The sequence below is a fragment of the Bradyrhizobium sp. LMTR 3 genome, from assembly GCF_001693485.1.
In the GTDB taxonomy this organism is placed as follows: domain Bacteria; phylum Pseudomonadota; class Alphaproteobacteria; order Rhizobiales; family Xanthobacteraceae; genus Bradyrhizobium.
The window spans coordinates 78,757-91,435 of record NZ_MAXC01000015.1 but is presented as its reverse complement, the minus strand read 5'-3'; the positions used below and the strand labels follow the sequence as shown (position 1 = coordinate 91,435).

Here is a 12,679-nt window from a genome sequence, read left to right as displayed (position 1 = left end):
GTCATGGGGATGCTCCTGTTTTGAGTGAAGGTTGCGAACCCCTCATCTCAAGACAGGACGCCCCGTTGCGCTATCCTGTTAGCTGTGCTGCCTGCCGCAGCGCCCTACCGCGCGAGCGGTTTAGTCCTTTGGCCCATCTGCGACCTCCGGACGCGTCCGCGCTTCGGCCGCTGTCGGGGGGAAACCAGACATCGACTCGACCAGATGCTTAATGAGTACATGCCCTACGCCGACGCGCCCTTGGCTTTAGGCCGGCGCAGATGCTCGTCGAGCCGCGGCATGATCTCGACGAAATTGCAGGGCCGCGTGCGGTAATCGAGCTGGGCGGCGAGGATGCCGTCCCATGCATCGCGGCAAGCGCCCGGCGATCCCGGCAGGCAGAAGATGAAGGTCGCCCCCGCCACGCCGGCGGTGGCGCGGCTCTGCACCGTCGACGTGCCGATCTTGGCATGGCTCAGCATGTGGAAGGCGATGGAAAAACCATCCATCCGCTTTTCGAACAGCGGCTCGACCGCCTCCGGCGTCACGTCACGGCCGGTGAAACCGGTGCCGCCGGTGGTGATGATCGCATCGACGTTCGCGTCGGCGATCCAGCGCTTGATGATGACGCGGATCGCATCGACGTCGTCGACGGCGATTTCGCGCGCGGCGAGATGATGACCGGCCGCTGTGAGCCGGTCGGCCAGCGTGGCGCCGGATTTGTCGTCCGCCAGCGAGCGGGTATCCGACACCGTCAACACCGCGATGTTGAGCGGCACGAATTGTTTTGTTTCATCGATGGAGGACATTTGCGCTTTCTCCGTATCCCGGACGAGGTGCAGCATCCAGGGCACGCGATCGTTACAACGCTCCCGCCGCAAACGTGTTGCAGGCCTGCACCGTGCCCTGCTTGTAGCCGGTCATGAACCACTGCTTGCGCTGCGCTGCCGAGCCGTGGGTGAAGCTGTCGGGCACCACCCTGCCCGTCGACTGCCGCTGCAGCGTGTCGTCGCCGATCGCGGTTGCCGTCCTCAGTGCCGCATCGATATCGCCGGGCTCGATGAAGCCCGGACGCTTCTTCTCTTCGCGATTGACCCAGACGCCGGAAAGACAATCCGCCTGCAGCTCGACCTTGACCTGCAGCGCATTGGCTTCCGCCTTGCTGCCGGCCTGCTGCTGCAACCGCTGCACGCGCGGCAGGATGCCGAGCAGGTTCTGGATGTGATGTCCCGCTTCGTGCGCGATGATGTAGGCGGCCGTGAACTTGCAGGCACTGCCTGAACAGCCGCGGAAGCGCGTCTCGACTTCGCGGAAGAAACTGGTGTCGAGGAAGATCTGCTTGTCCGGCGGGCAGTAGAACGGCCCCATCGCCGACTGCGCCATGCCGCACCGGCCGCCATTGGTGGCGTTGCGAAACAGCACGATGCGCGGGCCAGTATAATTCTGCCCGCTGGACTGGAAGATCTCGCTCCAGCGGTCGTCGATCTCGCCGAGAATGCCGGCGATCATGCTACCGACTTCGTCCTTCGGCGCACCGGTCTTGGCCGGCCCCGACCGGCGATCGGTCTGGTACGTCGGCGCCTGTCCGCCGCCGGTCAGGATTTCGGCGCCGCCGATCAGGATGCGTGGATCGATGCCGAAGGCATAGCCGACGAGGCCGAGCACGATGATGGTGCCGATACCGAGCCCGCCGCCGCCCATCGGCAGGCCAAAGCCACCGCCACCACCCATTCCGCCGCCGCCCTGGTCGCGACGGTCTTCGATGTCGTCGCTGCGGCGGAAATCATCGTAACGCATGGCGCTATTTCCTCATCCCCGGCTGTTGGCCCGAATACCCAACGCAGCAATCACGTAAAATTTCCATTTCATTAATCAATAACCCGCCCGGCAAAAATTGCCTAGTGCGCAAGCCGCCGCAATCTCTGCTGGTAGTCTTGCCGATGATCTCTCTTCGCATTCTGCGTCGATAACTTTCTTGGTTAAGTCGATTTTTACTTTGCCCGGTCAATGTATCGCCAGTCGGTTGTTTAGTCCCGCGTCGCCGACAGCGTCGCCTGAGTCAGAGTAATTGAGTCATGGTTGTGTCGCGTCGCGGGGCGTCTGCAAGGGCGCCCCGCACCAAATTTGAGTCTGATTCAAGCGTGCGTATCGTCGTCGGCGATTGCGTCGCCGAGATGTCGAAGCTCCCGGCCGGTTCGGTCGATCTGGTGTTCGCAGATCCCCCGTACAACCTGCAGCTCAAGGGCGATCTGAAACGCCCCGATGAATCTCATGTCGATGCCGTCAACGACGACTGGGACAAGTTTTCGTCGTTCGCCGCTTACGATGATTTCACCCGCGCCTGGCTGCTCGCCTGCCGCCGCGTCATGAAGCCGTCGGCGACGCTGTGGGTGATCGGCTCCTACCACAACATTTTCCGCGTCGGCGCGATCATGCAGGACCTCGGCTTCTGGGTTCTCAACGACATCGTCTGGCGCAAGACCAACCCGATGCCGAATTTCCGCGGCCGCCGCTTCACCAATGCCCATGAAACCATGATCTGGGCGGCGCGCGACGAGAAGGCCAAGGGCTATACGTTCAACTATGAGGCGCTGAAGGCCGCCAATGAGGACGTGCAGGCGCGTTCCGACTGGCTGATCCCGCTTTGCACCGGCGAAGAGCGCCTCAAGGGCGCTGACGGCAAGAAAGTGCACCCGACCCAGAAGCCGGAAGGGTTGCTGGCGCGCGTGCTGCTGTCGTCGTCAAAGCCCGGCGATCTCGTGATCGATCCCTTCAACGGCACCGGCACGACAGGCGCCGTGGCAAAGCGTCTCGGCCGCCGATACATCGGCTTCGAGCGCGAAAAGACCTATGCTGCTGCGGCCGAAGAACGCATCGCAGCGGTCGAACCGCTGCCCGAGGCGACGCTGGCGCCGTTCATGACGGCGCGCGACGCCCCGCGCGTGGCATTCTCCGAACTGATCGAGCGCGGCATGATTCCGCCCGGCACCAAACTGGTCGATTCCAGGAAGCGCCACGGCGCGCTGGTCCGCGCCGACGGCGCCATCATGCTCGGCGACAAGGTCGGCTCGATCCACCGCATCGGCGCGGTGGCGCAGGGCTCCGGCGCCTGCAACGGCTGGACCTTCTGGCATGTCGAGACCAAGAACGGCCTCAAGCTGATCGACGAACTCCGCGCCGAAATCCGCTCCCAGATGGCGGCGGGTTAAGAGTTCACCTCACCACGAGAGGCCCCCGGGGTGCGCGGCCTGTGGCACGGCCGGGCCAAAGCACCGCAACGTGCGTATGGCGCGTGGGCCTGCATGACTCAAAATTCGGCTCGCCCACCTTCCTACGCAGCCGTCGTGATGAGCCGGCATGGCAGCCTTGCAGGTGGCGCTGTGCCTTTTCGCTCCTATTTGAAGGGATACGAGCTACATTCATTTTCCTATTTAGAGATACTCCCATGCGCACACGGGGCTCCGAGTCCTTCATTGTGCTGCCGCTGCTGCCGATCTTCCTGATCGGCCTGTTTCCCATGCTGTTGCTGAGCTTGCTGGGTCCGGCTGGGCTGATCATCCTCGGCATTCTGGTCGCCTGCGCAGGTCTGACCGACATTCTCGACGCCAGCGGCACTTTCAGCGAGCAGATCATCGTCCACGGTTTTGCGCGAGGATCGGAACGCGCTGGACAACGAACGGCGCTGCGTTCGGAAGTGCGCTTTGCGTCCGTCATGATCGCTGCCGGTGCGGGTCTGGTCGTCGCGGGCATAGGCGGTCTGGCGCTATCGTAAGCTCGCCGGCTTGGTCACGAACTCGTCGCTTGCGCTCCTTTTAAAAATTTGAGCATGGACGTGCCACCCGGCGGCGTCGCTGCCGTGACCAAAGTCCGCAACAAGCCTTGCTGCAAGAAGCAATGGGGAGAATTCCAAATGCTCAAATTCTATTTCAACGGATCGCCCAATCCGACCAAGGTCGCCCTCTTCCTGGAGGAAGCCGGCATCGCCTACGAGCCGGTCGCCGTCGACACCCGCAAGGGCGACCAGTTCAAGCCGGAATATCTCGCCATCAATCCGAACGCCAAAGTGCCGGCGATCGACGATGACGGCATCACAGTGTTCGACAGCAACGCCATCCTGCTTTATCTGGCGGAAAAGACCGGCAAGTTTCTGCCCGCCAACACGCCGCAAAATCGCGCGCAGACGCTGTCCTGGCTGATGTTCGTCGCCACCGGCGTCGGGCCGTTCTCCGGCCAGGCCGTCCACTTCAAGCATTTTGCGCCGGAAAAAGTCGACTACGCCCATAACCGCTACCAGTTCGAGGCGCAGCGACATTTCGGCATTCTCAACGATCATCTGGCCAAGCGTCGCTACATGGTCGGCGACACCTACACCATCGTCGACATGGCGCTGTGGGGTTGGGCGCGGATGGCCGCGTTCGTGATGGGCGAAGAAGCAGCCGCGAAATATCCCAACGTCAAGCGGCTGGTCGACGAGATCTCGGCGCGTCCGGCAGCGGCCAAGGCGATCGCGCTGAAGGATAATTTCAAGTTCAAGGCCGAGATGGACGACGAAGCCCGCAGCAACATGTTCAAGCACATGTCAGTGAAGGCCGCCTGAGCGCAGGACAATAGATGAACGGCGCCCTCGGGGCGCCGTTTTCGTTTCGTAGGGTGGGCAAAGGCGCTCTTGCGCCGTGCCCACCTCTTTTTATGCCGAGGGAATCGGTGGGCACGCGGAGCCTGTCATCGGGCGCGCATTCGCGCGACCCGGTGGCTTTGCCCACCCTACGAACTATCGGCGCATCTATCCCTCAAACCGCGGCCGCCAACTTCCGTTCGGCGGGGAACGGCCCGAGCACACGCTCGACCAGCGCGGAATCGCAATATTCCTTGATCTCCTTGATCTTGCCGTTCTCGATGCGCCAGACCATGCAATACTGATTGTCGTATCGCTCCCCGGCCTTGGTGACGTTGTCGCCGCGGGCTTCGACGACGACGTAGTCGCCTTCCGCGATGTAGTTGAACGCCAGCGTGCGCGGCCGCCCGGCCGCGAGCAGCGACCGCAGATGACCCATCAGGCCGCTATTGATAGCCTCACGGCCCTTGAACTCGCCCGACCAGGAATACTGGCCGGTGACGACCCAGGTGACATCCTCGGCGATATTGTCGAGAAAGGTCGTTCCGCTGCGGTTCGCTGAATCTGCATAGATCTGCTGCACCAGTTTCTTGTTCGCTGCTGCGCTCATGGCGGCTTCTCCTTTGATCCGATATCGAGATCATCGCGCGCCGCGCGGCATTCTTCCAATCAATAGAGAATATGATATATATTCACTCCATGAATTTGAATTCGCTCGACCTCAATCTGCTGGTGGCGCTTGACGCGCTCTTGAGGGAAACCAGCGTCAGCCGCGCCGCGATGCGGATCGGGCTGTCGCAGCCGGCGGCGAGCCACGCGCTGCAGCGGCTACGCGACCTGATCGGAGATCCACTGCTGGTTCGAACCGGCGCGCGCATGGAGTTGACGCCGCGGGCGCAGGCCTTGCGCGCGCCGCTGGCGCAGGCGCTCGACCAGGTGCGCTCGCTGTTCATCGCCGACGAGTTCGACGCTGCGCGGAGCGAGCGCCAGTTTCGCCTGATGATGCCGGATCTGGCGGTCGAGCTTCTGATACCGCCGCTGATGGAGAAGATCACCAAGGCTGCACCGAACGTCCGGATCGACGTGGTACCGTGGCGCGGGCCGGCGATCTTCACCGCGGAATTCGCTCGCACCATCGATCTCGTGATCTCGATCGGTAACGCCTTCACCGGATTTCATCGGCAACGGCTCTACACCGACAGCGACGCGCTTGCCGTCCGGCGCGGTCATCCCGCCGGCGCACGGCTGAAGCGGATCGAAACCTTTCTCGACGCGCGTCATGTCGCGGTCGTGATCCGCGGCCAGAGCGAGGACCTGATCGACATGTGGTTGCGCCCCAAGGGGATCGAGCGGCGGATTGCGCTGGTCGTGCCGGGCTATCTCGAGGCGCTGCACGTCGCCGCGCGCACCGATCTCGTCTCATTCGTGCCGCGCCGGCTGATCGGTGCGCTGGCCAAGCAATTGTCGCTTTCGACGATCGCGCCGCCGCTCGATCCCGGGATCGACGAGCAGTTCATGTTCTATCCGACCCGCGCCCAGATGGACCCCGGCTCGATCTGGCTGCGCAACATCATGCTCGGCATCGGCCGCGAGATGGAGCGTGCGTCCAAGCGCGCTGCGTAGGGTGGGCAAAGGAGCGCAGCGACGTGCCCACCATCCACGTAGAATTTGAGGATGCATGGTGGGCACGGCGCAAGAGCGCCTTTGCCCACCCTACGAAACCAAACCCTCATGGTGAGGAGGCGCCTAGCGCCGTCTCGAACCATGCGGCCCCGCTGGTGCCATTCATCCTTCGAGACGCGCTTCGCGCTCCTCAGGATGAGGTCTGGCGTATGAGCTTACGCCTTCTCCTCCGCCATCACCTTCTGCACCGCCGGCCGCTCTTCCATCCGCTTGCGATGAGCGGCCACCTTCGGCAGCGTCGCGAGATCGACGCCGTCGCCTTCCAGCCAGAGCGCGATCGTATACAGATAGGGGTCGCAGATCGTGTACTGCTCGCCCATCACCCACGGCCCCTTCAGCATGTCGCGCTCGATCAGTGCAAAGCCGGCGGCCATGGTCTCCGGCACCTTGCGCTTCATATCGGCAAGCGAGGACTCCTCGGCCGCCCAGCGATAACCGCGCATTTTGTGGGCGTGGGAAACATGCACGGTGGAACAGAGATAGCTGTTGAAGGACTGCGCCTCGGCGAACGCGAAGGGATCTTCGGGCGCAAGCTGCGCTTTCGGAAAACTGCTCGCAATGAAGGCGAGGATCGCCGGCGTTTCGGTCAGCGTGCCGCGGTCCGTCACCAGTGCGGGCACGCGGCCTTTCGGGTTGATGGCAAGATATTGCGGGGTGGTCTGCTGGCTGTTCTTGAAGTCGAGCCGCTCCGCCGTGTAGGCGGCGCCGGCCTCTTCCAGGGCGATATGCGATGCGAGCGCGCAGGTGCCGGGGGCGTAGTAGAGCTTGAACATGGCTGTCCTCACGGGAAAGCCGGACGTTAACGGCATGCTCATTCGCCGTCCACCCCCAGTGGGTGGAGCAGCCTTCGCAGTTCAACTCGCCCGCGGCTGAAGGTTTCCCTCGATATAGACGCTAACGATCGTATCGTCGGCGGGATAGTGCTCGGGAGCCACCGCCGTGAGCTGAGCCTGGATGCACTTCCACGCGCCGTTCTCGAACAGATACGTATCGGTGTACATGGTCATGCCGGTCACTACGTTGCCATCGCGGCGGCGGATGTGCTTGTAGGTGGAACGCACCAGCGCCACATCCCCGATCACCGTGATGAGTTCGTCGCGGACGTCCCAATAGACGATGACCTCTGGATCGAACGCAGTCGCCCAGTATTTCAGATAGGTCGCGCGATCCCATCGCTGGCCGGTCGGCCAGATATTGATGAAATCAGGGTGAAGCAGCGCGTCGTGTGAGGCCACGTCGCTCGTCACGAAATTATGGATGAAGCGGGCGTTCAGGGCACGCAGTTCGTCCATCGTCCCGGCCGATCGATCATTTTGCAGGGCATGCTGCATTGTGGTCTCCCGTGCTTTGTGAAAGGGCCAGTTGGCGCGCCTTCCCGGCGGTCGCATCATCAGCCGGAAAGAAGCACTCGATCTTGATTTGCTGCAGCGCCGCGTCCATCGGCATCGCCAGCGTCGTGAAGGTGGAGAAGAAGGCGAGACGATAGTCGCCCTTGGCCAGGTGCATCGTCATGACCGGCGAAGACGCCTGCGGATGTCGCGGCAGCCGCCAATCGGCCGACAGCCCGGGATAGGCCATGATTTCATCAAGCAGTTGCGCCGCGGCCCGGCTGCCCTGCGCGACGTCGCGGTGCAGGATCTGAATCAACTGCCGTGCGAACTCGTCCCAGTTCAGCATGAACTGCCGCAGGCCCTTTGGATGAAAGACGACATGCATGGCATTGTCCGCAAGGCCGTTTTCCATTTCGTACGAGTCGCGAAACGGCTTGAGCAGTCGCGCCGAGCCCTGGTTGCGCATTCGAACGTCCCAGTGCCCGTCGATCACGATCCCCGGATAGGGCTCTTGCTGCCGAAGAATGAAGTCCAGCGCCTGCCGCACCGGCTGCAAATTCTCGGCCGCCAGTCCCTTCTCGCCGTAGGGCGGCACGAAGCCCGCGGCGACATGCAGGGCATTCCGCTCCTCGAGCGGCAGGTCGAGCGCGCTGCCGAGCAACTGCACCATCTCGCGGCTCGGCTGCGATCGGCCGGTTTCCAGAAAGCATAGATGCCGGGCCGACACGTTGGCGTCCGCCGCCAGTTCGATCTGGGTCAGCCGGCGAACGCTGCGCCAATGCTTCAGCAGGCGGCTGAAATGTCCAGCCGGGATTTCGTGCGAGTTCGTCTCTGAAGCAGCCATGCCGACAATCTAGACCATCGCATCAGGACGGCAATTACCTCTGATGTAAGTGACGAACTTCGAAATTCCTTGCAGAGTGAACCCTGTAGAGACCGAAGTTCAAGGACAGCACGGATGGACAAGAGCGCAATCGCGAAAACCGTAACGCAGTACATGGCGGCATGGAACGAGCCGGACGATGCGGCGAGAGGCGCCCTGCTCGCGCAATGCTGGAGCGACAACGGCGTCTATCTCGATCCGAACGTCACGCTGGCCGGACGCGACGCACTGGCGGAGAAGATCGGCGAGGTGCTGGCCAGCCGGCCCGGCGCGCGGCTGGAGTTCATGAGCGGCATCGATACCCATCACAACGTGGTCCGCTTTCTCTGGCGCCTGGTGCGCGCGGATGGAACCTGCGGCGACACGTCGATCGATTTCGGCGAGGTCGGTCCCGACGGCCGGCTGGTCAAGATCGTCGGCTTCTTCGGCCCGGCCCCGCCGCTCATCGCGTAAACTAGCTAGGCCGTGTACGTATTAACTCGGTGGTTTGAAGCGTTGAAGTCTATGTCCACTTTACTCACAAGGCGACCCAGCGGCGATGCAATATGTCGCGATGGGCCACAACCGGACGTGCCGCCTACTTCCCTCGATACCGAAGAGCTTCAACCAGCAGCGAGAATGCCGGTGAAGGTTGACGACGGCTAGGGTAGTACAGGTGGTATCCGGAGAATGGAGGACACCAATCCGACAGCACCCGAACAAGCCGTCCGTCGGAGACGTAGGGCTGCACGTGACGCTCCATCAGGTAAGCGAGGCCAAAGCCGTTCAATGCCGCTTGCAAGAGCGGGCCTGCGCCGTTGAAAACGAGCTGGCCGTCAACCCGCACGTTGAGCGCACGCCCGTCCTTCTCGAATTCCCAGGCGTAGAGCCCGCCATGAGTCGGCAGGCGCAGGTTCAGGCAGTTGTGGCTGGTCAGATCCTGGGGCGTGCGCGGCCTCTTTCGGCTGGCAAAATATGACGGAGCGCCGACAACCGCGGACCGCAAATCCGGTCCTATTCGAACGGCTATCATGTCTTTCGCGACGAGTTCGCCAGGTCGGATTCCGGCGTCGTATCGCTGCGCGACGATGTTCGCCAGGCCGTAGTCGACAATGACTTCCACGGTGAGGTCAGGGTAATTCGGCAGGATCTTCGCCAGCGCCGGCAGCAGGATCGCTTCGGCGGCGTGTTCGGTCGCCGTGATCCGGATGTTGCCGGCCGGCTTCTCCCGCAGCTCGCCAAGGGCCGCCAGCTCGGCGTCCATTTCCTCAAATTTCGGCCCGATGCTCCGGAGCAGGCGCTCTCCCGCCGGGGTCGGTGCAACGCTTCGGGTGGTGCGGTTGAGCAGCCTCACCCCGAGCCGTTCCTCCAGGCCGCGGACGGTCTGGCTGAGAGCGGATTGCGAAATGCCGAGCTTGGCTCCCGCGCCTGTGAAGCTGCGCTCCCTTGCGACCGCCAGAAATGCGAGGAGGTCGCCTGCGTCCTCGCGGTTCATTCATAACCTCCACTAATGATTCCAATCAGTTTCTATCACCTAATCGCTACAGCCCGAAAGACTTAGGTTCAGCGTGCTCAGCGTGCATTCCGGACCCGAAGCGACAATTGAGCTGAGCAAACGATCTCGCAACACGAAGTGAGGAGTTGGATGAACCCCATCTATGACTTCAAAGGACAGGTGGCCCTGGTCACCGGTGCCGCCAAGGGCATGGGACTGGCAACGGCGCGGATGTTCGCCGAGAGCGGCGCCTCCGTCGTTCTGGCCGACCTGGACGGTGATCTCGCCGCGAAGGAGGCGGAGCGGATCGTCCGAGATGGCGGCACCGCAATTGGCTTGGCCTGCGACGTCGCCGACGAGGCGCAGGTGGCGGCGATGGTCGATCGCGCGGTCGCAGAGTACGGACGGCTCGACATGGCGTTCAACAACGCCGGCATCCAGGTGCCGCCATCGGACGCCGCCGAGGAGCCGATCGAGCATTTCGAGCGCGTCACCGCGGTAAACCAGCGGGGGGTTTGGGCCTGCATGAAGCATCAGCTCCGCGTGATGCGCGATCAGGGGAGCGGCGCGATCGTCAATTGCTCTTCTTTGGGCGGTCTCGTCGGCCTCCCGCAACGCGCAGCTTATCACGGCACCAAACACGCCGTGCTCGGAATGACCAAGAGCGCGGGTGTCGAATATGCCCCCCGCGGCATCCGCATCAACGCGGTCTGCCCCGGCACAATCGACACGCCGATGGTCGCCGACATGCTCAAAGGCCAGGCCGACGCGATGGCCGAAATCATGAAGCAGCAGCCGATCGGCCGCCTCGGCCGGGCCGAGGAGGTCGCGGCCGCCGTGTTGTGGCTATGTAGTCCCGCCGCGAGTTTCGTAATCGGCGTCGGCCTGCCGGTCGATGGCGGCTTCACCGCGCACTGAGGATCATACCAATGGGTATGCCGATCTTGGGCATTTTGCGCGGATTCAGCCGGGCGGGGCCGCGTTCCAACAAGAAGGAGGATCCAAATGAGAGCCCTCGCAACTGTCGCCTTCTCGCTTTGCCTGGTGGTGCAGGCCTCTGCCCAGACGGCAGCGACCGGGATGGAAGGAATCAAGGTCATGCCTGGGACAGAAGACATTCGCGCCATCGCGCCCGCCCTCGAAAAATATGCCAAAAGCGTCGTGCTCGGCGATCTCTGGAAGCGTCCGGGACTGTCGGCGCGCGATAGGAGCGTCGTTACTGTCGCCGCTCTGATCGCGCGCGATCAGACGGTCGAACTGCCGTACTATCTCAATGTCGCGCTCGACAACGGCGTGAAGCCCGCCGAGATCTCGGAGATCATCACGCATCTTGCATTCTATACCGGCTGGGCCAACGCCATCGACGCCGTCATGGCAGCAAAGGACGTGTTCAAGCGCCGCAAGATCGGAGCCGATCAACTGCCGCCAGCTTCCGGACCGCAACTTCCCCTGGACGAGGCGGCGGAATCGCAGCGGGCCACGCGCGTCCAGCAGCAATTCGGACAGATCACGCCCAGCCTCGTTCAGTACACGACCGATGTGCTGTTCCGAGACCTCTGGCTAAGGCCGGGATTAGCGCCACGGGACAGGAGCCTCGTCACCGTCAGCGCCTTGGTCGCGACCGGCCAGGTCGCGCAGATCACCTATCATTTGAACCGGGCGATGGACAACGGGTTGACGAAGGAGGAGGCCGGAGAGGTCATCGGCCATCTCGCTTTCTATGCGGGTTGGCCCAACGCGTTCTCGGCCGCGCCGGTGGTCAAGGAAGTCATCGAGAAAAGGCCCCGGTAGCAATGTCGTACTCACGTCGACAAATCATCGTCGCCACCGCCGGTCTTGCTGCATTAGCCACGACGAGCGCCAGCGCGGAAACCTCTGACGTGCAGCGAAGGAGTTCGGATATGGACATCGACATCAAGCGAAACGGCTCTCGTCCCGCCGCGAAGGGATCCGCGGACCGGTTCACCGGATCGGTCCGCATCGACCCTCTCTTCCAAGCCCCGGATCCCGCACGCGTCGGCGCCGGCCAGGTCACGTTCGAGCCCGGCGCCCGGACCGCCTGGCACACGCATCCGCTCGGGCAAACGCTGATCATCACGGCGGGGCTCGGCTGGGTGCAGCGCGAGGGCGGGCCCGTCGAGGAGGTTCGTCCAGGCGACGTCGTGTGGTTTCCGCCCGGCCTGAAGCACTGGCACGGCGCTTCGGCCACCACCGCAATGACGCATATCGCCATCCAGGAATCAGTGAATGGCAAGAACGTGGATTGGATGGAGAAGGTCTCCGATGAGCAGTATCGAAGGTGAGTTCAGGGGCTTCTGGTATGGGGGATTTGTGTTGCTCGTCGGTGCCGCCTTGTTGGCCTCGGCGGCATTTGGCACTGGAGGCGCGCAAGAGATGCAGGATCGCTACGTTCAGATCGCCGAGATCGAAATCGACCCCGCGCAGTTGGACGCCTACAAGGCCGCGGTTCGTGAGCACATCGAAACCGCTGTTCGCGTTGAGCCGGGTGTCCTCGCTCTGCAGGCCGTCTCGGAGAAGGACGATCCGACCCGCATCCGGGTTTTCGAGATCTACGCCAACATCGAAGCCTACAAGGCCCACCTCCAGGCGCCTCACTTCAAGAAGTACAAGACTGGAACGGAGAAGATGGTGCGTTCGCTGAAGCTGATCCCGGTCGTGCCGGTTGCGCTCGGCGCCAAGACGAAATGAAGGTC

At 62.9% G+C, this 12,679-nt stretch carries 16 protein-coding genes; 9 read left to right on the top strand and 7 right to left on the bottom strand.

Features of this window, described 5'->3' with window-relative positions; translation table 11 throughout:
• Nucleotides 1-224: 224 nt before the first annotated feature.
• Entirely contained in the window at nucleotides 225-788 is a 564-nt protein-coding gene (moaB, locus tag LMTR3_RS15360; RefSeq protein WP_065745933.1) for a molybdenum cofactor biosynthesis protein B, read from the bottom strand.
• Between the two features lie 52 nt (nucleotides 789-840).
• Nucleotides 841-1,776 (bottom strand): KPN_02809 family neutral zinc metallopeptidase, encoded by a 936-nt coding sequence (ypfJ, locus tag LMTR3_RS15355; RefSeq protein WP_065745924.1) that lies wholly within the window; start codon nucleotides 1,774-1,776, stop codon nucleotides 841-843.
• Between the two features lie 278 nt (nucleotides 1,777-2,054).
• Between ypfJ and LMTR3_RS15350 the strand changes: the two genes are divergently transcribed.
• The 3 genes from LMTR3_RS15350 (at nucleotide 2,055) to LMTR3_RS15340 (ending at nucleotide 4,576) form a co-directional block, all read left to right on the top strand.
• Nucleotides 2,055-3,188 (top strand): site-specific DNA-methyltransferase, encoded by a 1,134-nt coding sequence (locus LMTR3_RS15350; protein WP_065745923.1) that lies wholly within the window; start codon nucleotides 2,055-2,057, stop codon nucleotides 3,186-3,188.
• 236 nt (nucleotides 3,189-3,424) lie between these two features.
• Entirely contained in the window at nucleotides 3,425-3,751 is a 327-nt protein-coding gene (locus LMTR3_RS15345) for a hypothetical protein (RefSeq protein ID WP_065745922.1), read from the top strand.
• A 138-nt stretch (nucleotides 3,752-3,889) separates the two neighbouring features.
• The gene (locus LMTR3_RS15340) at nucleotides 3,890-4,576 is read left to right on the top strand and encodes a glutathione S-transferase family protein (RefSeq protein WP_065745932.1); all 687 of its coding nucleotides are present in this window, start codon (nucleotides 3,890-3,892) and stop codon (nucleotides 4,574-4,576) included.
• Between the two features lie 193 nt (nucleotides 4,577-4,769).
• Here the strand turns inward: LMTR3_RS15340 and LMTR3_RS15335 are convergent, their stop codons facing one another.
• Entirely contained in the window at nucleotides 4,770-5,204 is a 435-nt protein-coding gene (locus LMTR3_RS15335; protein WP_065745921.1) for a nuclear transport factor 2 family protein, read from the bottom strand.
• An 89-nt stretch (nucleotides 5,205-5,293) separates the two neighbouring features.
• On the opposite strand from LMTR3_RS15335, the gene LMTR3_RS15330 reads away from it, so the two are divergent.
• Complete coding sequence (locus LMTR3_RS15330; RefSeq protein ID WP_065745920.1) at nucleotides 5,294-6,217, top strand: LysR family transcriptional regulator; 924 nt, start codon at nucleotides 5,294-5,296, stop codon at nucleotides 6,215-6,217.
• Between the two features lie 215 nt (nucleotides 6,218-6,432).
• Here the strand turns inward: LMTR3_RS15330 and LMTR3_RS15325 are convergent, their stop codons facing one another.
• The 3 genes from LMTR3_RS15325 to LMTR3_RS15315 form a co-directional block, all read right to left on the bottom strand.
• Entirely contained in the window at nucleotides 6,433-7,050 is a 618-nt protein-coding gene (locus LMTR3_RS15325) for a glutathione S-transferase family protein (RefSeq protein ID WP_065745919.1), read from the bottom strand.
• An 81-nt stretch (nucleotides 7,051-7,131) separates the two neighbouring features.
• Complete coding sequence (locus LMTR3_RS15320) at nucleotides 7,132-7,608, bottom strand: nuclear transport factor 2 family protein (protein ID WP_176721912.1); 477 nt, start codon at nucleotides 7,606-7,608, stop codon at nucleotides 7,132-7,134.
• On the bottom strand, nucleotides 7,586-8,452 hold the full coding sequence (locus LMTR3_RS15315; protein ID WP_065745917.1) for a helix-turn-helix domain-containing protein: 867 nt from the start codon (nucleotides 8,450-8,452) through the stop codon (nucleotides 7,586-7,588). Before LMTR3_RS15315 ends, LMTR3_RS15320 begins: the two co-directional genes overlap by 23 nt.
• A 114-nt stretch (nucleotides 8,453-8,566) precedes the next feature.
• Here LMTR3_RS15315 and LMTR3_RS15310 point away from each other — a divergent pair, with 114 nt between their 5' ends.
• On the top strand, nucleotides 8,567-8,944 hold the full coding sequence (locus LMTR3_RS15310; RefSeq protein WP_065745916.1) for a nuclear transport factor 2 family protein: 378 nt from the start codon (nucleotides 8,567-8,569) through the stop codon (nucleotides 8,942-8,944).
• Nucleotides 8,945-9,068: 124 nt separating this feature from the next.
• On the opposite strand, the gene LMTR3_RS15305 is transcribed toward LMTR3_RS15310, so the two are convergent.
• The gene (locus LMTR3_RS15305; protein ID WP_065745915.1) at nucleotides 9,069-9,965 is read right to left on the bottom strand and encodes a LysR family transcriptional regulator; all 897 of its coding nucleotides are present in this window, start codon (nucleotides 9,963-9,965) and stop codon (nucleotides 9,069-9,071) included.
• A 150-nt stretch (nucleotides 9,966-10,115) separates the two neighbouring features.
• Between LMTR3_RS15305 and LMTR3_RS15300 the strand changes: the two genes are divergently transcribed.
• The 4 genes from LMTR3_RS15300 (at nucleotide 10,116) to LMTR3_RS15285 (ending at nucleotide 12,674) form a co-directional block, all read left to right on the top strand.
• Complete coding sequence (locus tag LMTR3_RS15300) at nucleotides 10,116-10,883, top strand: SDR family NAD(P)-dependent oxidoreductase (RefSeq protein ID WP_065745914.1); 768 nt, start codon at nucleotides 10,116-10,118, stop codon at nucleotides 10,881-10,883.
• 87 nt (nucleotides 10,884-10,970) lie between these two features.
• A complete protein-coding gene (locus tag LMTR3_RS15295) occupies nucleotides 10,971-11,756 on the top strand; it encodes a carboxymuconolactone decarboxylase family protein (protein WP_065745913.1) in 786 nt (261 codons plus the stop codon).
• Between the two features lie 116 nt (nucleotides 11,757-11,872).
• On the top strand, nucleotides 11,873-12,268 hold the full coding sequence (locus LMTR3_RS15290) for a (R)-mandelonitrile lyase (protein WP_065745931.1): 396 nt from the start codon (nucleotides 11,873-11,875) through the stop codon (nucleotides 12,266-12,268).
• Nucleotides 12,249-12,674 (top strand): putative quinol monooxygenase, encoded by a 426-nt coding sequence (locus LMTR3_RS15285; RefSeq protein ID WP_065745912.1) that lies wholly within the window; start codon nucleotides 12,249-12,251, stop codon nucleotides 12,672-12,674. Before LMTR3_RS15290 ends, LMTR3_RS15285 begins: the two co-directional genes overlap by 20 nt.
• Nucleotides 12,675-12,679 lie beyond the last annotated feature (5 nt).

What these genes read in the sequence shown, in the direction of transcription:
- LMTR3_RS15340 (WP_065745932.1), top strand. Translation starts at nt 3,890, where the DNA reads ATGCTCAAATTCTATTTCAACGGATCGCCCAATCCGACCAAGGTCGCC.
- LMTR3_RS15305 (WP_065745915.1), bottom strand. Translation starts at nt 9,965, where the DNA reads ATGAACCGCGAGGACGCAGGCGACCTCCTCGCATTTCTGGCGGTCGCA.
- LMTR3_RS15295 (WP_065745913.1), top strand. Translation starts at nt 10,971, where the DNA reads ATGAGAGCCCTCGCAACTGTCGCCTTCTCGCTTTGCCTGGTGGTGCAG.
- LMTR3_RS15325 (WP_065745919.1), bottom strand. Translation starts at nt 7,050, where the DNA reads ATGTTCAAGCTCTACTACGCCCCCGGCACCTGCGCGCTCGCATCGCAT.
- moaB (WP_065745933.1), bottom strand. Translation starts at nt 788, where the DNA reads ATGTCCTCCATCGATGAAACAAAACAATTCGTGCCGCTCAACATCGCG.
- LMTR3_RS15300 (WP_065745914.1), top strand. Translation starts at nt 10,116, where the DNA reads ATGAACCCCATCTATGACTTCAAAGGACAGGTGGCCCTGGTCACCGGT.
- LMTR3_RS15335 (WP_065745921.1), bottom strand. Translation starts at nt 5,204, where the DNA reads ATGAGCGCAGCAGCGAACAAGAAACTGGTGCAGCAGATCTATGCAGAT.
- LMTR3_RS15345 (WP_065745922.1), top strand. Translation starts at nt 3,425, where the DNA reads ATGCGCACACGGGGCTCCGAGTCCTTCATTGTGCTGCCGCTGCTGCCG.
- ypfJ (WP_065745924.1), bottom strand. Translation starts at nt 1,776, where the DNA reads ATGCGTTACGATGATTTCCGCCGCAGCGACGACATCGAAGACCGTCGC.
- LMTR3_RS15315 (WP_065745917.1), bottom strand. Translation starts at nt 8,452, where the DNA reads ATGGCTGCTTCAGAGACGAACTCGCACGAAATCCCGGCTGGACATTTC.
- LMTR3_RS15310 (WP_065745916.1), top strand. Translation starts at nt 8,567, where the DNA reads ATGGACAAGAGCGCAATCGCGAAAACCGTAACGCAGTACATGGCGGCA.
- LMTR3_RS15350 (WP_065745923.1), top strand. Translation starts at nt 2,055, where the DNA reads ATGGTTGTGTCGCGTCGCGGGGCGTCTGCAAGGGCGCCCCGCACCAAA.
- LMTR3_RS15285 (WP_065745912.1), top strand. Translation starts at nt 12,249, where the DNA reads ATGAGCAGTATCGAAGGTGAGTTCAGGGGCTTCTGGTATGGGGGATTT.
- LMTR3_RS15330 (WP_065745920.1), top strand. Translation starts at nt 5,294, where the DNA reads ATGAATTTGAATTCGCTCGACCTCAATCTGCTGGTGGCGCTTGACGCG.
- LMTR3_RS15320 (WP_176721912.1), bottom strand. Translation starts at nt 7,608, where the DNA reads ATGCAGCATGCCCTGCAAAATGATCGATCGGCCGGGACGATGGACGAA.